This window comes from Alkalibacillus haloalkaliphilus (genome assembly GCF_007991275.1).
In the GTDB taxonomy this organism is placed as follows: Bacteria; Bacillota; Bacilli; order Bacillales; family Alkalibacillaceae; genus Alkalibacillus; species Alkalibacillus haloalkaliphilus.
In genome coordinates, this window is record NZ_BJYA01000017.1 from 46,363 (window position 1) to 64,431 (window position 18,069).

Annotated in this window: 17 protein-coding genes and 1 riboswitch; of the genes, 7 read left to right on the forward strand and 10 right to left on the reverse strand. The window is 39.7% G+C overall.

The annotated features are described in order from the left end of the window. The first annotated feature begins 153 nt into the window (after positions 1–153). Both AHA02nite_RS12000 and AHA02nite_RS12005 read left to right on the forward strand, forming a co-directional pair. Entirely contained in the window at positions 154–2,568 is a 2,415-nt protein-coding gene (locus tag AHA02nite_RS12000; protein WP_170236091.1) for a sialidase family protein, read from the forward strand. Between the two features lie 295 nt (positions 2,569–2,863). Then, positions 2,864–3,805: a nuclease-related domain-containing protein gene (locus AHA02nite_RS12005; protein WP_146817616.1), complete on the forward strand. Its 942-nt coding sequence runs from the start codon at positions 2,864–2,866 to the stop codon at positions 3,803–3,805. 259 nt (positions 3,806–4,064) lie between these two features. On the opposite strand, the gene AHA02nite_RS12010 is transcribed toward AHA02nite_RS12005, so the two are convergent. Both AHA02nite_RS12010 and AHA02nite_RS12015 read right to left on the reverse strand, forming a co-directional pair. After that, complete coding sequence (locus AHA02nite_RS12010) at positions 4,065–5,333, reverse strand: SLC13 family permease (RefSeq protein ID WP_146817618.1); 1,269 nt, start codon at positions 5,331–5,333, stop codon at positions 4,065–4,067. Between the two features lie 387 nt (positions 5,334–5,720). Further along, positions 5,721–6,746, reverse strand: a complete 1,026-nt coding sequence (locus AHA02nite_RS12015; RefSeq protein ID WP_146817620.1) for a plasmid pRiA4b ORF-3 family protein — start codon at positions 6,744–6,746, stop codon at positions 5,721–5,723. Between the two features lie 457 nt (positions 6,747–7,203). Here AHA02nite_RS12015 and AHA02nite_RS12020 point away from each other — a divergent pair, with 457 nt between their 5' ends. Further along, positions 7,204–7,998 (forward strand): nuclease-related domain-containing protein, encoded by a 795-nt coding sequence (locus AHA02nite_RS12020; RefSeq protein ID WP_146817622.1) that lies wholly within the window; start codon positions 7,204–7,206, stop codon positions 7,996–7,998. Positions 7,999–8,346: 348 nt separating this feature from the next. On the opposite strand, the gene AHA02nite_RS12025 is transcribed toward AHA02nite_RS12020, so the two are convergent. The 8 genes from AHA02nite_RS12025 to AHA02nite_RS12060 form a co-directional block, all read right to left on the reverse strand. Next, entirely contained in the window at positions 8,347–8,571 is a 225-nt protein-coding gene (locus AHA02nite_RS12025) for a hypothetical protein (protein WP_146817624.1), read from the reverse strand. A gap of 41 nt (positions 8,572–8,612) precedes the next feature. Next, positions 8,613–8,855 carry a hypothetical protein gene (locus AHA02nite_RS12030; protein WP_146817626.1) on the reverse strand — a complete coding sequence of 81 codons (243 nt, stop codon included), beginning with the start codon at positions 8,853–8,855 and terminating at the stop codon, positions 8,613–8,615. A 245-nt stretch (positions 8,856–9,100) separates the two neighbouring features. Then, a complete protein-coding gene (gene rbsB / locus AHA02nite_RS12035) occupies positions 9,101–10,039 on the reverse strand; it encodes a ribose ABC transporter substrate-binding protein RbsB (RefSeq protein WP_146817627.1) in 939 nt (312 codons plus the stop codon). A 47-nt stretch (positions 10,040–10,086) separates the two neighbouring features. After that, positions 10,087–11,001, reverse strand: coding sequence for an ABC transporter permease subunit (locus tag AHA02nite_RS12040; protein ID WP_246118862.1), 915 nt, complete (start codon positions 10,999–11,001; stop codon positions 10,087–10,089). Between the two features lie 28 nt (positions 11,002–11,029). Continuing rightward, positions 11,030–12,523, reverse strand: coding sequence for a sugar ABC transporter ATP-binding protein (locus AHA02nite_RS12045; protein ID WP_146817631.1), 1,494 nt, complete (start codon positions 12,521–12,523; stop codon positions 11,030–11,032). After that, positions 12,523–12,915, reverse strand: a complete 393-nt coding sequence (gene rbsD / locus AHA02nite_RS12050) for a D-ribose pyranase (protein ID WP_146817633.1) — start codon at positions 12,913–12,915, stop codon at positions 12,523–12,525. Before rbsD ends, AHA02nite_RS12045 begins: the two co-directional genes overlap by 1 nt. A gap of 1 nt (position 12,916) precedes the next feature. Beyond that, complete coding sequence (gene rbsK / locus AHA02nite_RS12055; RefSeq protein WP_146817635.1) at positions 12,917–13,813, reverse strand: ribokinase; 897 nt, start codon at positions 13,811–13,813, stop codon at positions 12,917–12,919. 19 nt (positions 13,814–13,832) lie between these two features. Continuing rightward, positions 13,833–14,813: a LacI family DNA-binding transcriptional regulator gene (locus AHA02nite_RS12060; RefSeq protein ID WP_146817637.1), complete on the reverse strand. Its 981-nt coding sequence runs from the start codon at positions 14,811–14,813 to the stop codon at positions 13,833–13,835. 612 nt (positions 14,814–15,425) lie between these two features. On the opposite strand from AHA02nite_RS12060, the gene AHA02nite_RS12065 reads away from it, so the two are divergent. From AHA02nite_RS12065 to AHA02nite_RS12080, 4 genes are all read left to right on the forward strand, one after another. Then, positions 15,426–16,151 carry a CpsD/CapB family tyrosine-protein kinase gene (locus AHA02nite_RS12065; RefSeq protein ID WP_407642745.1) on the forward strand — a complete coding sequence of 242 codons (726 nt, stop codon included), beginning with the start codon at positions 15,426–15,428 and terminating at the stop codon, positions 16,149–16,151. 62 nt (positions 16,152–16,213) lie between these two features. Beyond that, positions 16,214–16,675, forward strand: a complete 462-nt coding sequence (locus tag AHA02nite_RS12070) for a VanZ family protein (protein WP_146817641.1) — start codon at positions 16,214–16,216, stop codon at positions 16,673–16,675. Positions 16,676–17,074: 399 nt separating this feature from the next. Next, a riboswitch (cyclic di-GMP riboswitch) is annotated at positions 17,075–17,156 on the forward strand. 92 nt (positions 17,157–17,248) lie between these two features. Beyond that, positions 17,249–17,629: a response regulator gene (locus AHA02nite_RS12075; RefSeq protein ID WP_146817643.1), complete on the forward strand. Its 381-nt coding sequence runs from the start codon at positions 17,249–17,251 to the stop codon at positions 17,627–17,629. Positions 17,630–17,634: 5 nt separating this feature from the next. Further along, positions 17,635–17,850: a hypothetical protein gene (locus tag AHA02nite_RS12080; protein WP_146817645.1), complete on the forward strand. Its 216-nt coding sequence runs from the start codon at positions 17,635–17,637 to the stop codon at positions 17,848–17,850. The last annotated feature ends 219 nt before the right edge of the window (positions 17,851–18,069 follow it).

Consider the following 18,069-nt stretch of genomic DNA (forward strand, 5'->3'; position numbering starts at 1 on the left):
GAAAACTAATAGTCACAACTTTGATAATGTAGTTTCATTTTATAATATAAAATTGACAGTTTCAAGTCATAATGTTATTATTTTTTTGAAAATTCTTTTAAATGGGTGCTGAGAGTAGTAGCGGATCTTGTCATTTCAAAGGAGGAAATGAAAATGATGTTAAAAGGATTACTACCAACTTTGTTTTTGACAGCTTTGTTTTTATTATTTACTTCACCAGGTGCATTTGCAGAAGAGATAGAAGAAGAGAAAGAACCTATTCTTCATGTAGAAAATGAAGAAATTAGTGGTGGGTACTTCACAGATCTCAATCACAAGATTGATGAGTTGAAAGAACTTGATCAGGGGACAATTATTGTACGTTTCCGTCATGAAGGCTCATCTTTTCAATCGTTATTCTCTTTAAGTAACAACAATTTTCCAAATGGACACTTCCACTTGTATGTATCTCCTTCAGCTATTGGTAGCGAAAACCGCTATCAAGCACCTGGAGAACCTCAAACTAACACTCACATTTCACAATCTCTAACGTTAGAAAATGACTACGTTCACACTTTAGCAATGGTTGTCGATCAAGAAGAGGGCTATAAATATTATTTAAACGGCGAACTTGTACTTGAGGATACTACGTCATCAGTCCAGTTTTTAAATAACATCTATGAACCTAACAGTGCACAACTCGGGCGTACAGAACGTGCTGCGGGAGGTAACCAATACACATTCCATGGAGATATAGACTTCGCTACAGTTTATGGTGAGCCGCTTCAAGAAGATTACTTAGTTGAATTAACTGGAGAAACAGCCCGTGAGTCATTAGAAAACCCTTTACCTGATGATGCTATGGTTACTGACCCATACAATGTGTTTTATCCAGGATTTATGGATTCTAATAACTACAGAATTCCAGCTTTATTCTACACTGAGAAAGGAACATTAATCGCCGGAATTGACCGTCGAGTTGAAAGTGGTGCAGATTCACCAAACGACATACACTCCGCAATTCGCAGAAGTTATGATCAAGGTGAAACTTGGGAAGATGAAGGTATCATAATTAACGCATACCCTGATGATGCCTCTAATATTGATCTTGCCTTTACCCAAGATAACTCTAATGAAAGAATCTTTGCATTAGTAGATGGATTCCCTCACGGTGCTGGTCTAATGGGCGGATTTGGTAACAACGCTTACCCTGGTACTGGTTACACTACTGTTAATGGTGAGGATTACATGTTTTTATTAGATGAAGATGAAAACGAATACACAATCCGTGAAGAAGGTATAGTTTATGACGGTGAGGGTAACCCAACTAGTTACAAGGTTGATGAAAATCGGGACCTATATTTGGACGGAGAAAAAATTGATAACATCTTTAGTGAAACAACGCCTTTGAAACCTTACAAAACTTCATATTTAGAGTTATACCATAGTGATGATGAAGGGGATAACTGGACAGGACCAATTGACCTTAACCCTGAAACAAAGGAAGAGTGGATGATATTCTTAGGTGTTGGCCCAGGGAATGGTATTCAATTATCTGAAGGGGAACATGAAGGAAGAATTATATTCCCAGTTTATTTTATTAATGAGAATTTACGTCAGGCTAGCGCTGTTGTATACAGTGATGACGGCGGAGAAACTTGGCAACGTGGAGAGTCGCCTAATCAGGGGCGTGTTGTTGATGGTAATGTCTTAGATGAACGTTATTTTGATAGTCCGAACCATGAAATCACAGAAGCACAAGTTGTTGAAATGCCTGACGGTCAACTAAAAATGTTCATGCGCAACTACTCTGGCTATGCTCAAGTTGCCACAAGTTATGATGGCGGGGAAACATGGGATTCAGAAGTTATAACCGAAACTGACCTTGTTGCACCATATAGCCAAATGTCTGCTATTCGATACGATGGTCAAATTGATGGAAAAGATGCTGTTATTTTTTCAAGTGCCAATGACCACACGAGCAGAATTAATGGTACCGTTCGCGTCGGATTAATAGAAGAAAACGGTCCTTTAGAAAACGGTTTTACAGACTACTCCTTTGATTGGAAGTATGAACAGTTAGTTAAAGAAGGCCATTATGGTTATTCAAGCCTTACTAATTTACCTGATGGTGAGCTTGGACTATTTTATGAAGGAACTCCAAATACAGTTATGGACTTCATTAAATTTAACACTGATTTCCTAAAATGGGAACGTCACATTGAAGAACCAACACCAGAGCTTATAAATTACACTCACTTAAAACAAGAGCCGAACGTATACCGCAAAGGAGACAGTGTGAAAGTCGAATTAGAATTTGACGACTTTGTAGTTCTAATGGGCGATCAGACACTCAAAGGAGAAATAGACGGCCACGCTATTAAATTTAATTTAGTCGAAAGTAACAACTCATCATTTACTTTTGAAGCTACACTTCCAGACTTAAAGCCTAGAGCCTATGACTTAAACCTAGAGTTCAGTTCTGATTTAACCATATATAACAAGTATGGCAAGTTACTAGATACCGTGTACCTGCACTTTGATTCATCAGAGAAAATTAAAGTAACAGCAGGTAACCATAACGAATAACCCCCCCTATTTTTGGAGATTCCACTTAGCTTAGAGGTTAGGTGGAATCTTTTTTGCTTATGTTTTCTAGGAATTCGGCGTTCGCCGGATTCCAAGGTGTTTTCGTCGGAAAAGTTAAATTTTCGCCGGATTATTCGGAAAATCGCCGGAATATCGAGATTTTCGCCGGATTATCACCGGGTTTCGCTGATAATCCAGATAATGGAATAGCAAACTACCTCGAATTAAAATCTAGACACGAACGTACATTCTGTTATATAATAAGAGTGTCCCTAATAGAAAAGGAGACTGATCGATGATAATACTCCCTCACAGCAAACCACCTGAGCTTGAACAACTCGAAGCTCTTGTTCCCCGCTATAAAAGAAATGATCAAACCTATCAGACGATTCAAGACCGCCTTGGCAAAGAGTTAGCTGGTTATTTAGGTGAGAGATCACTTCAATATTATATAAAGCTTCTTAATCTTAAAGATCACTTTCTACTATTTGGTTTTCGAGCGAAAGGAAATGATAGTTACTTTCAAATTGACTTATTGCTCATAACGCAAAGCTTCATATTGATTATTGAAGCCAAACATTTAAAAGGGACACTTTCAATTAATGAATCCGGTCAACTTATTCAAGAAAATGAAGATGAAATTGAGGTATATCAAAACCCACTCATCCAAGCAAACATCCAAAGATCCCAACTCTCTCACTTGTTGTCTCGACTTAGCTTAGATCTATTACCTATTTATACGTGCGTCACTTTCACTCACCCTAAATCAATCATAAACATCAATAAAAACACCACCGAAATTTTCCCAAGTCAGAACCTTCCGAACTACATCTATAAAATCCAATCTCAAAATCAAACCCCTCTTGTTAGTACTCAAAAAGCTAACACAATCGCGAAATCATTAAAAATCCGACACACTCCTAAAAACAACAACCTCATAAACTATTATGGCATAACCGACCACTTAATTAAAAAAGGTGTTTGGTGCACCCAATGTAAATCAACGATTATGAAGCGTATCCACGGAAATTGGCACTGCTCAAAATGTAATCACAAAGATAAGACTGCACATCTCCAAGCATTAAGAGAGTTTGCAGTTTTGTATGATCGGCAATACATTACTAATAAAGAAGCTAGATCATTCTTGAAAATTCAATCTGAATCTACTACAAAAAGGTTACTTTCAAAGTTTGAAAGAAAAGGTGATACAAAAGGAAGTGAATACCTTCTAAAATAACCGCCCCCACATCAGGAGCGGTTATTTATTTTGTCGTAAATCGACGTTCGCCGGATTCCAAGGTGTTTTCGCCGGAAAAATTAAATTTTCGTCGGATTATTGAAAAAGTCGCCGGAATATCGAGGTTTTCGCCGGAATACTGAAAATTTCGCTGATAATACAGATAATGGAAGCAGCCGAACCGCTACGATCCATGCTGCTAAATCAGTAGCTAGCCCAATTATCGAGAATTTCGCTTAATTAAACCAACCCCTCCTCTCTAAACCACCAACCAATAAACCACCCCACTCGTCACTAGCATCACGACCACGCTCAACGGCAGTCCTACCTTAACAAAATCTACAAATCGGTAGCCGCACGCTTGGTAGACGACTAGATTTGTTTGGTAGCCGATTGGGGTGACGAAGCTTGCGGAGGCGGCGATGGCGATGACGACGGCGAAGCCAATGGGGTCGACTCCGAGCACATGCGCCATCTCTAAGCCGATCGGAAGCATGAGCACGGCTGCAGCAACGTTCGTCATCAGCTCGGTGAATAGGTTTGTTAAAAGGTACAGCGCGACGATGACGGCGAACATGCCTAGTGGAGCCGCGACTGCCAAGACGTGCACCGCGATCCAATTTGCCAAGCCGGATTTTGACATCGCCAGCCCCACTCCAATCGCGCTAGAAACGAGAATTAAAATTTGCCACGGAATCGTTCTGACGACTTCCCCTACACTCAAGGCGCGCGCTACTAAAAGTAACACGACAACAGATGCAACAGCGACCAACATCGGCACCAAGCCGAGTGCGACTAACAAAACTGCCACACCCAAAAGACCTAACGCGATCCAACCGTCCAACTCTTTTCCACGGCTTGTACCTACTTTCTCCCGGCGACCTCCCCGCTTTCGACGTTTCCGCCCAGCTCGCTTTTCAGGCAAAAGTCGCCAACCTATCACCGCAACATACACAAGCCCTACAACGGTAATCGGCACACCTACAATCGCTAGTTGAAAAAAGCCAAATCCTTGCATCTCCGCTTCTCGCAGCAAGCCATCAACAACAAGATTCGTCGATGTCCCGATCAACGTCACAGTTCCACCTAAAATCGTCACGTAAGAAAGCGGAATTAACAGTTTCGTTTCTGACACGCCGTTGCGTTTACACCACTTTCTGACAACCGGAACTAAAGTGATCACAATCGGCGTGTTGTTTAAAAAGCTTGAAGCCCCAGCTGCAGGTGCAAGCAATCGAATGACCAAATCTCTCACCGAACCCGCACCCACTCCCCGTAAGAGCCTCTCTACGATTCGCGTCATCACCCCGCTTCTTTCGATCACACCAGCGATGACAAACAACAACCCAATCGTCCAGACCCCTTCATTAACAAACCCCCTCGCTGCTTCAAGCGGCTCGAGCACTCCTGACAGCAATAACACAACGAGCGCCGAAAAAATAACCCACTCCGCCCGAAATCGATCAACAACTAAAACGATAATCATTAAAAATATAAGTCCACTTACAAACACCATTTCACTCGTCATAACACCAACCCTCTACTCGAGTTCTCACATAATCTATGAAAACAACAGTAGATTCGTAAGAGCGGACGACCTAGGAGCCGGCGAACGCTCAGTTAAGCGAATGCTTCATTATTTCGGCGTTCGCCGGATTATCACTCGGTTTCGCCGGAAAAAATAAATTTTCGCCGGATTATTGAAAGAATCGCCGGAATACTGAGATTTTCGCCGGATTCTTATAAAAGTCGCTGATAATCCATATAATGGAACCGCGCAGGCACTCTACGGATCAAGGAAAAAAATAAGCGAACGCTCAATTAATTAGGCGTTCGCTTAATTATTAAGAACTTCGCTTAATCATCAAAAAAATCGCCTAATTCCACAATAATTAGGCGATCTTCCTTATTATCTTCAAGTCATTCGCTCGAGCTTTCGATTAACCCACTCGATATCAAATTCAGGCTTCCACCATCTTGCCCATGATTTCATGTTCATGTGGTCTGGATCGTTTTTATCATTAATAATTCGTAAAAACTCTGAATATCCAGGCATTCCCCCGACATCTTCAGGTGGTGCAGGGTGTTCACCATCTATACAAGTTGCATGTTGCTTTGAATAGCCTTCAATTTTCCGTGCTACTTCTACGTGGTGCTCCCAGAAGTCACCAAAATCATAGATATATTGAAATTCAGAAACACCTTCTAGCCAGCCGCTCAAAGGTTCTGCCATTGATTCAGATCCATATTCAATTTCCTTACCATCAATCAAAAACTCATAAAGGTGACTGCTCTCCCAATTAAATGCACTTTGAATAATTTCATGGAATTCCGAAAAAGTCGTGTCACTCTTAACGACTAGCCTTCTCCACGCAGTATGATCACCCAAAGGTAAACTCACTTTAACTTCATATGCATCGCTCGAAAAGATCGGCCGACTTGCGAATTTTTCAAGTTCCTCTATCATTTCCTCTTTAGGGAAGATATAACTCCCCTGTCCGTCACCAGTAAGGAAGCGACTCCAATGCTTACTAATGTCGACTTTTACTTTTTCATCACCAGAAAAGTCGTCAACAATCATTTCGAGCTCCTTTACACGTTGCGTCATAGCAGAAACCAACTTCCGTGACTTCGTATTAGTAAAAGTCACCGCACCAGCTGACCTAATATACTCATCAATGACACTTGAATCAATCCCCTCAGCCTCTAACACTTCACTAATCGCTGCGGGGATGGCCTCAGAAAGTCGACGAAAGTCATCCGCTTTCACGCCATAAAGTAAAATAGAGTAACGTGAAACGTCATTCAACAAAACAATCGCCTTTCTCCTGCCGATCTTAAAAACATTAGCATGCCAATCAAAAATTGAATCCCGCTCAATTCTTTCGTCCGCTTCAACCTTCAATTCATTTAACAACTTCTTCGTACACTGAATTTGCACTTGATCAACTCCGAACTTATGAGATATTTATACTAGTTTAACACTCATTATTTTAGAAAACACTAATTAGGCGAACGCTTAAATAATCCGGCGTTCGCCGGATTCTCATCCGGTTTCGCTGGATTATTGAAAAAATCGTCGGAATACTGAGATTTTCGCCGGAATATTAGAAAATTCGCTGATAATCCATATAATGGAACCGCGCAGGCACTCTGCGGATCAAGGGACAATTTAAGCGAACGCTCAATTAATTAGGCGTTCGCTTAATTATCGAAGGAGTTCGCCTAATTATCGCGGCGTTCGCTTAATTAATAAAAATTTCGCTTAAATATTAAAAAAATCGCCTAATTCCACAATAATTAGGCGATTTTTCTATATGACTAATAACCTCCATTGAAGGATTTTGTTGAAATCTATCGAATTACATACTTGATACTACTATAAAAGGAGAGCACCCATGTTTCTAATCTTGAATTTATTTAAATCGAAAAAAGATCCAAAAAAAGAACAAACACCTTCACGCCCTAAGCGAAACCAGGAACAAGTTGCAAATAGAAAAGGTGAACTTGGAGAGTATAAGATTGATATTCAGCTAGATCAATTACCGGAAGACTACTATTATTTAAGCGACTTATTAATCAAAAATCCTAAAGCTAAATCTGGCTATTCACAAGTTGACCATGTCATTATTACACCACACGGACTCTTCGTGATTGAAACTAAAAACTATCAAGGCACGATTTACGGTGGGAAAAACCGCAAAACTTGGTCAGTGAATGGGAAGTTCAAAATGATGAATCCATTTACTCAAAACTATGGCCATATGAAAGCACTAGCAGCTTTAATTGACACTAAGTACCAAAAGTCTTTCATATCAATCGTATCTTTTACGAAACGATGCACTTTTAAAGTTGAGCCAGAATTGCGTCAAATCTCATCAAACCAATTAATTGTTTATGATATTGAGCTGTCTGAATATATACATCGTAAAGTGCGAGCATTAAAAAGAGAACCACAACTAACTCTATCAAAAGAAGAGCAAGAAAATATTAAAGCAGCATTTCAACTAGCCAACATTACGGACCCAAAAATTTGGCAAGCACACAAAGAAGCATTAAAGAAACCGAGTACAAATGAAAAAGCAACCTGCATTGTATGCTCCAAAGCTGTTTCGGAAAAAGTAAAAGCGTATTGCTTATCACAAAAGAAGTTTAACGGGAAAATCTATTGCTATGAACATCAGAAAAAGTAATCGGACGAAAGCTTGAAACACTCAATTCGGCGTTCGCCGGATTATCACTCTGTTTCGCCGGAAAAATTAAATTTTCGCCGGATTATTGAAAAAATCGCCGGAATACTGAGATTTTCGCCGGAATATTAGAAAATTCGCTGATAATCCATATAATGGAACCGCGCAGGCACTCTGCGGATCAAGGGACAATTTAAGCGAACGCTCAATTAATTAGGCGTTCGCTTAATTATCGAGGCGTTCGCCCAATTATCGCGGAGTTCGCTTAATTATTAAAAATTTCGCCTAAATATCAAAAAAATCGCCTAATTCCTCAATAATTAGGCGATTTCCCATCCAACTCCAAACCATCTACTTCCCCTTCTTATACTTCCTCTCACTCTGCGAGGTATTCTGACTCTTTTTCTTGTTATGCTGCTTTTGATTTCGTTCTTCAATCTTCACGTCCTCTAATGGTGGCTCGTCTGTTAGTTGCGAGTCTTTGTGCTCATGCAAGGGCGTGCGGTCTTCTTCAAATACACCTTTTTTCTTTGGATCAATGCTCTCTTTATTTTTGTTGTTCGTGTGTATGACCATCATAGCACCACCTTTTTTTGAGGTTTTGTTATATGTGTACCCTAGTTGGAGGATTCATTAAACATCTCTCGACTCAACCTGACTTCACTCGCCAACGAGATCATCTCCTCATCCTTCACGACATCACGAAACAATCCACTATGTACGATCCACAAAATCGTCTCGCGGAAATGGTCGTAATCGCCGTCACTCAGCAACCTTTCGAACAATAACAGTAGCACACGCCTGACCGCCATTGTCTTGTAATCGTCCTTTTGCAATCGATCAATCAAAGACTCTACCATAAAAAATACCCTCCTATTCTATAATCGAATAGGAGTAGCTTTAAGTGTTATTATTCCACAAAAAACACCCACGCCACAACTTAAGTAACGTGAGTGCTTTCGTTCTTATTTATTTTCTGGTTGATTGACGCTGAATTAATTCGAAAGGGAAATAATTTTCTCTTTGTTTGATGTCTTTCGAACCACCTAACCGCATGCACTAAAAACCCAACCGGCGCACCGGTTGGGTTCCATTCAAAATCAACTTACTGCGTCACTAACTCTAAATCAACAGGAATGAAGTCTTCTACTGTCTCGCTATTAGCGATATCTAGAGCTGTTTCAACACCTTGTTCACCAATTTCAGTTGGCTGCTGAGCAATTGTCGCGTCCATTTCGCCCACTTCTACTGCTTCTACTGCGTCGTCAGTAGCATCAAAGCCTACAACAATCACGTCATCCATACCTGCAGATTCTAATGCACGGACTGCACCTAGTGCCATTTCGTCATTGTGTGCGAATACTGCATCAAATTCTTCTCCACTTTGGATAATGTTCTCCATTACTGTTAAGCCTTCAGCACGATCGAAATCTGCTGGCTGTTCAGCAACAACTTCGATTCCATCTTCAGCGCCTACAGAGTTATGAAAACCTTCTCCACGCTCACGTGCTGCTGAAGATCCTGGAATACCTTCTAATTCTACTACATTTCCTTCTCCACCAAGTTGTTCAATGATGAAGTCTCCTGCCATTTCACCACCTGCTACGTTGTCAGATGCGATGTGTGCGACGACTTCGCCACCATCTGCACTACGGTCAACTGTTACAACTGGAATGTCAGCTTCATTTGCAGCTTCTACTGCTGTAATAACTGCTTCTGAATCTGTTGGGTTTACGACTAATACATCAACGTCTTGTTGAATTAAATCTTCCATACTACTTAACTGTGTTGCAGCATCATCTTGTGCGTCAACGACTGTAATGTCTACACCTAACTCTTCAGCCTTTTCTTCAGCACCTTCTCTTAACGTCACGAAGAATGGATTGTTCTGTGTCGATACAGCTAGCCCGATGTGTACCTCACCATCATCACCGCTAGCATCTGTCTCATCATCACCATTTGAAGTTGGTGATTCAGTTGTACACGCTGCTAATAAACCTATTGTTAAAAACGCAATTAACCCTAATTTAAACTTTGAAAACATTTTAAATCCTCCCCTTAAATCTAATTTTTATCCCATCATCTATTAACCTACGACGACTTTTGACGATCAAGTATGACTGCAAGTAAGATGACCGCCCCCTTTACAATTTGTTGGTAGTTTGAAGATACCCCTAGTAAATTCAAACCGTTATTTAAAACCCCAATAATTAGGGCTCCAATCAATGTTCCAAAAATCCAACCGCGACCACCAGCTAGGCTTGTACCACCTAAAACAACAGCCGCAATCGCATCAAGCTCATAAGTGAAACCAGCGTTCGGTGATGCAGAGCCTAAACGAGACGTTAAAATAATTCCTGCTAAAGCTGCTAATGCACCTGTTAATGAATAAACGCCAATTTTGACACGGTTCACTTTAATTCCTGATAAAATAGATGCTTCCTCGTTACCACCAATTGCATACACGTGGCGACCAAATACTGTTTTCTTCAAAATTAATAATAGAATGAAAAAGATTACAAACATGATTATGACCGGAATTGGTATCCCAAATAAATAACCACGACCAATTAAGTCAAATGTTTGACTGTCAGTAAATCCGGTTACCGGTCTACCATCCGTATAAACGAGTGTTAAACCTCTGAAAATTGTCATCGTTGCTAAAGTTGCAATAAATGGCGCTACTTTTCCTTTAGCGATAATTACACCGTTAAATGCACCCATTACAGCTCCGGCTAAAACCCCTAACAAGACAGCTAATATTGGGTCTATACCACTAGCCATCATCCCGGCTGTCAAAGCACCCGCTAAGGCCAACGTCGACCCAACAGACAAGTCAATTCCACCGGTTAAAATAACAAACGTCATACCAAACGCGAGTAGTGCAATAATCGTCACTTGTCGCAACATCGTCAACAAGTTATCTAAACTTAAAAACTGTGGGCTCATAATACTTAAAACAATAACAATAGCAAGTAAACCTAATACTGGCCCTAACTTCTGCATAATTTGTCCTAAAGATTGACCTCTCACGCTACTCCCCTCCTGTCGCAGCATACATAATCTTCTCTTGATCCGCTTCATCACGGTTAAGTTCGCCACCAATTTGACCTTCATGAATGACTAAAATACGATCACTCATTCCGAGCACTTCTGGTAGTTCGGATGAAATCATAATGATACTCACCCCTTGAGCGGTTAACTCGTTCATAATTTGATAAATTTCCTTCTTCGCACCAACATCAACACCACGCGTTGGTTCATCCAGAATTAAAATTTTAGGGTTAATGCCTAACCATTTACCGATGACAATCTTTTGTTGGTTACCACCACTTAATGACTTCACCTCTTGCTCACGGCCTGACGTTTTAACATTAAACCGTCCAATCATATCATCTACAAACTCATGTTCTTTCTGACTTGAAATAACCGTTTGCTTAGACACGTCATCTAAGTTAGGTAAAGTGAAGTTTTCTCGTACTGACATCGACAAGACGAGTCCTTCTTCTTTACGGTCCTCTGTGACAAAACCAATTCCAGATTTGATTGCATCAATTGGTTTTTTAATTTTCGCTTTTTTCCCATCAATGAAAATGTTTCCGCTTTCAATTTCGCGATAGCCAAATAATGCTTGCATAATCTCAGAGCGTCCTGCTCCCATTAGACCAGCTACACCTAGAATTTCACCTTGCTTAACTTCAAAATTGATATCGCGAAATACATCAGACGTTAACCCTTCGACTTTAAGCCTTACATCACCTACGTCAACGTCACGTTCTGGGAAAAGTGTGCCAAGTTCACGCCCTACAAGCATGCTAATGAGCTCATCATATTCTACTTCACCAATGACACGCGTTCCGATATATTCACCATCACGTAAAACGGATACACGATTACAAACCTTAAAGATCTCTTCCATTCGGTGTGAAATATAAACGATGCCAACACCTTGTTCGCGTAACCTCTCAATTACTTCAAACAGTCGCTCAATTTCACGATCTGTCAGCGCTGCAGTCGGCTCATCCATGACAATGACTTCTGCATTAACTGATAATGCTTTAGCAATCTCGACCATTTGTTGCTGACCAACGGATAAATTCCCTGCTGTAGCAAGCGGATCAATTTCAACACCAAGTTGACCTAAATATTCCTTCGTTAATTGGATCATCTTTTTCGTGTTTAAAAAGCCTGTCTTACCGAACTTAATCTCGCGGCCTAAAAACATATTTTCCATAACCGTTAAATACGGAATAATGTTCAGTTCTTGGTGAATAACGGCAATACCCGCTTCTTCTGACTCCTTCGTGTTTTGAAAGTGAACCGGCTCACCTTTAACGAAAACTTCACCTTCATCACGCTCATATATCCCGGTCAAAATTTTCATTAAAGTCGATTTACCAGCACCATTCTCACCTAACAAAGCGTGAACTTCACTAGCAAGGATTTCAAAGTTAACTTCATTTAGCACCTTATTGCCGACAAATGACTTCGAGATGCCTTTCATTTCAATTAACGTTTGTTGTGACATTAGAAAATCACCCCAGAACGAAGAATAATATTTGCAAATGGTGTCGTCTCACCTGTTCGGATCACGACTTTTGCATCCTTCGTTAATTTTTTAAAATCTTCATGTGAGACGAAATCTTTCTCACCTTGATAATGCTGTTCAATCTTGGTTAAAACGTGTTCATTATTTGTCTTGATCTCTGAAGCTAATGTTACGTGTTCTACTTCCATGTCCGCCAAAATAGCTTGTAAAGTTTCAACAAAGCTTGGTGTCCCTTTCGTTAAAGCTAGATCAATTCGTTTCACACCATCAGGGACGGGTAAGCCACAATCAGCAATCACAATCGTGTCAGTATGGCCTAATTGAGCTAAAACAGATGCAATCTCGCTGTTTAAAATTCCTTGTTTCTTCAAATCAATCACTCTCTTTATCTAGTAATCTTAAAACATCTTCACGTTCTGGCATTCCAGTTTGTGCGCCAAACTGACTCACAGAGATCGCTGCGGCTGCATTACCGAAGCGACACGCGTCACTATACGATTGACCTTCAGCGAGCGCAACGCTAAAACCGCCATTAAATGTGTCTCCTGCCCCCGTCGTATCTTTAACATCGACGTTGTAACTCGGGACGATCGTCTCATTGCCATTTTCAACAAACTGAACGCCAGCCGAACCTTGAGTGACGAAAAATTTCTCACGATACTGCTCGTTAAAACGTTTTTTCTCCTCAGTATCAAGCAACTCTGTCAACTCGTGTTCATTTGGTGTGAGGAAATCGACTTTCTCAAGTAAATCTAAAGGGACAGGTTGCATAGGCGCTGGGTTTAAAACAACCGTCGTGTTATACTGATTGGCTATATTTACTGCCTCTTCCACACTTTCAAGTGGAATTTCGAATTGCAGTAATAAAATATCACTATTTTGAATCGCTTTTTCATTTTGTTTTACGATTTCCGGAGTCACATGAGCATTGGCTCCAGGAACGACGATAATTGTGTTATCCTGTTCTGCCACAGTGATTTGAGCAACACCTGTTGGAGCGTGTGTAACCGGTTCCACATTGACGTTAAAAATACCTTGATCCTTCAAGTGAGTAACCAATGGTTGTCCAAAAGTGTCGTCTCCAACACAACCAACCATTGTCACTTCTGCGCCAAGTTTAGAAGCGGCTACGGCTTGATTCGCCCCTTTTCCACCAGGAATGGTTTGAAAGTCTGTCCCTAATAACGTCTCACCCTGATCCGGAAAACGTTCTGCTTGTGACACGAGGTCCATATTAATACTACCGATTACAGTCACTTTTGCTGTCACTTAGCATACTCCTTTAAATCTATCTTTTAGTTGATTGACGCTTAATTAATGTTGACGGGAAAACATTCTCTTTTTCTTTAACCATTTTCCCTTCGATTAATGCTGTTAATGCCTCTGCCGCCTCGCGACTCATTTGGTAAATCGGCTGTGACAATGTCGAAAGCTCTGGTTTCGTCATCTCTGTTAAATCAATACCATCAAAACCAATAATCGCTAAATCTTCTGGAACGTTTAAATTAAGTGACTCTGCAGCTTTTAAAGCTCCTAGTGCCATGACATCATTTCCCGCGAATATACCATCAATTTCGGGATGGCTCTGCAGCAACTCTTTAGTCACTTTTGCCGCTTCCTTCTGGTCAAAGTTTCCTTCTACAACATAACTGCTTAGAAACCAATCTTGCTGCTTAATGACATCTATATAACCTAAATAACGATTATCTGAGTTCTCCACTTTATCCGGGCCTTTTATATGGCCAATCCGAGTACAACCCACTTCTAGTAAGTGCTCTGCTGCCTTCCGTCCACCACTGCGGTTATCGATCGCAAAAGTCGGGATATCTTGATGAATCGATCGGTCAAGTGCGACAACTGGCATATCATATTCGGCAATTAAATCCCGTTCAATCGTATTCGATACGATAATCGCACCATCGACGTATTTTTGTTTCATAACATCAAGATAAAGTCGTTCCTTTTCAGGGTCTTCATCACTATTACAAAGGATCGTTGTAAACCCTTTTTGAATTAAATAATCTTCCACACCCCGAACAAGCTCTGGGAAGTATGGGTTCGTAATATCCGGAACGATTATCCCAATCGTTTTAGATTGCTTCTTAAACAGGCTACGCGCAACAGAATTCGGCTTGTAATTCAACAAATCCACTGCCGCTTCTACCTTCTTACGCGTATCTTCATTTACATAACCATTACGATTAATAACCCGCGAAACCGTCGCCACCGAGACTTCCGCATGGTGTGCTACATCTTTAATTGTTGTCATGTTAGACCACCTAAATTATTTCATTTTCTATGGTGTAACCGTTTACATGTTTTGTGTAATAAAAGAGTTACTAATCTGTAACCCGTTACACATTATTCTAGTACTCTTACAAATGATTTGTAAAGAGATTCTATTAAAATTTTTTAAAAAAAATAAAAAGAAGCACCCACAACGTCGTGAGTGCTTCTCTTATTGTATTTTATGGTTGATAGACGCTATTAATTTAAAAGGGATTACTCTCTTTTTTATTTTCCCTTCAACCATAAAGCATGGTGTGTTGCTCCACCCTTGGTCAAAATTAACATTTTATACATATATTCGTATTTTTAAATTTGTTTTTGTCTATTTTTTCTATAAATGTTTAAAATAATTTCGACCCGTACCATTAAAAACTAATATATATTTTATTAAGTTAAAGAGTTAATGTAAAGAATTATTTTAATAAATTTAATGAATTTAAATAATTATACGATTTCAGTGATTAGTAGCGGCATTACTTTAATTAAAAGTGAATATACCAACAAAATCTCCCTACCATACACATTTTGACAAACTTATTGGAAGTTTTGTGATATTTTAGCACTAGTTTTGAAATGTCATGAGAGGGTGAACATTTTGTTTAAAAAATCTGCACGGGCTAAGTTCCGTGAGCAAAAGCAGCAACATCGTTCTAATCATTTACGTTCATTATTTACACGCAATCATCCTAAATCGGTTATCTCTGAACAATTTCGTACACTTAGAACGAACTTACAATTTGCACCAAATGAAGTTGATTTACAAACAATCGCCGTCACATCAACCAATAAAGGTGAAGGAAAAAGTGTCACAGCAATCAATCTAGCAACCGTGTTTGCCCAGCAAGGAAAACAAGTTCTACTAGTTGATGCCGATATGCGAAGTCCGAGCATTCACCACAATTTGCGCATCGATAATCGACTTGGCTTAAGTAACTTGCTCGTCGGTGATTATGACGTCGTTCAAGTCGTTCGCGATGTGAAAACAAACAACCTCGACATCTTGACATGCGGGCCAATTCCACCTAACCCGTCAGAACTACTGGATTCTCAAGCGATGACTGAGCTGATGGAGAAAGCAAAAGCCAGTTATGACTTAATTATCTTTGACACACCACCTGTTCTCGCTGTCACGGATCCACAAATTTTGGCCAACCGAGTTGATGGTGTGTTATTCGTCGTTCGCAGCAAAGTCACTGACAAAAAGTCCGCCACAAAAGCTAGAGAACTTTTAAAGCAAGCCGATGCGAATATTTTAGGTGCCGTATTAAACGACTACGATCAAAAACGAAAAGACTACTATTATTACAGTTATCAATAGACTGTCGTATATAAAATACCTCCCTCGTCTACAATGCTTGATAGTGACGGGGAGGTTTCTTTATGAAATACATATTGTCTACAATTATCATTTCTTCTATATTAATCATTGCCTTCAGCATAATGAGCGAAATGGAGCGATCAGGTTCATCGATTCACGCGATTTATTATATGAACGGGTCGACATTGTTTCTACTAGATCAGCAAAGCTCTTTTTACAGCATTTATTCATTCAGTAGTGAATCAACCGTGAACCGAAAAGCAGGTCACTTTTTCTTTTACGGCATTTTAACTACCTTAATCTATCTCGCTCACCCAGCGGCTACTACTTTAAGAAGAGCCACTCATTCCGTACTGGCGACGACCATGATCGGTTTCATTGATGAGATCCATCAACATTTTCTCGTCAACCGAAGTGGGCGCATGTTAGACGTGTTCATTAATATGTCCGGGAGTTTAACTGCGGTGACAGTCGTCGCCTCATTTAGCTTAGCTTCACAATTGATTTTAAAGCTATCAAAATGAAAAGTCGGGCACACCGCTTTCGGATGTGCCCGACTTTTCGTAAAATAAGCCCCTGTAATGATTTTCACCCCAGTGTACATTGGTAAAACTTAAGTCTAAGCCTAAGTCCCTATACCAATTATACTAAATATATATTAACAAAATTGGTATCACAAATCAACAATTTCCATGATTATACACCAAAAACTTGTTGACGATTTTCGACAATTCGGTCGTACTCTATTTAAGCGTCTATTATCCCTCTCTCTAACCACCAACCAACCTCATTTTAAAATAGGATTCACTTAATAGTTTATAATTTTTATCTATAAAATTCTTTTAAAACCCTCGATATTAAGATTATTAAGCCGATAATATACACAAGCACTATCACGCAATTATCTAAAAATGTTAAAAATCAATCGATAATGGCAAACTTATTGAAAAATAAGGACGCAAAGCCAAGGGCCTAACGTTTTTACTATGGCAGCCGGTTACCGAAATGAGCGCACGAAAGGTGAGCCTATTTGGGTTCGCCTTTTTTATATTTTAATAGAGTACACAAACAAGAATAACCATATAGGAGAATTACTTATGAGCACGATCTTAATTGCTGATGATTCAAAGTTTATGAGAATGCATTTAAAACATATAATACTAGGTCATGGTTCCTACAACATCTTAGAGGCAGCGGATGGAAGACAAGCAATCGATTTATACAAACGACAACAACCTGATTTAGTCGTTCTTGATATAACAATGGAGCATGTAGACGGTTTAACTACTTTAAAAGAGATTATGAGTATTGGAGATTCTGCTACTGTTGTTATGTGCTCCTCGATAGGGACGCATTCTAATATAACAGAATGCCAACAGTTAGGGGCGCATGACTTTATTATTAAACCACATTTCGAACGGTTAGTAGATGTCTTAAATAGTTTAATTGCAATTAACAAATTAAAGAGGAGTGAATAATGTTTATGAAAGATTTTGGAATATGTTCGCGTTGTGGTCAAATGACTTATATTGCCTATGACTTCTGTCGTAATTGCTACAATGAAGAAGAAGAAACCATTCACGAGATTAAAACCTATTTACGAACACACCCTAGAGCAAATGCCATGGATATTTCATCAGGAACAGGCATCTCAATTAGTAAAATCACAAGATTAATCAAAAATGGAATGATCGTATGAATAGAATCTAAAACGTGTGCTTTGAGGCTTCTGTCGAATTATGCGTTCGCTTAATTATGTTAACAGTTCGCTTAAAAAATTGTAATTTCGCTTAATTATTAAGAATTTCGCCCAATTATTGAAGATTTCGCCTAATTATCTGGAGTTTCGCTTAATTAATGAAACGAATATTAGTCTGTTCCGAACAATGTAAAAAGCCCAGCAGTCGGAGAACATTCC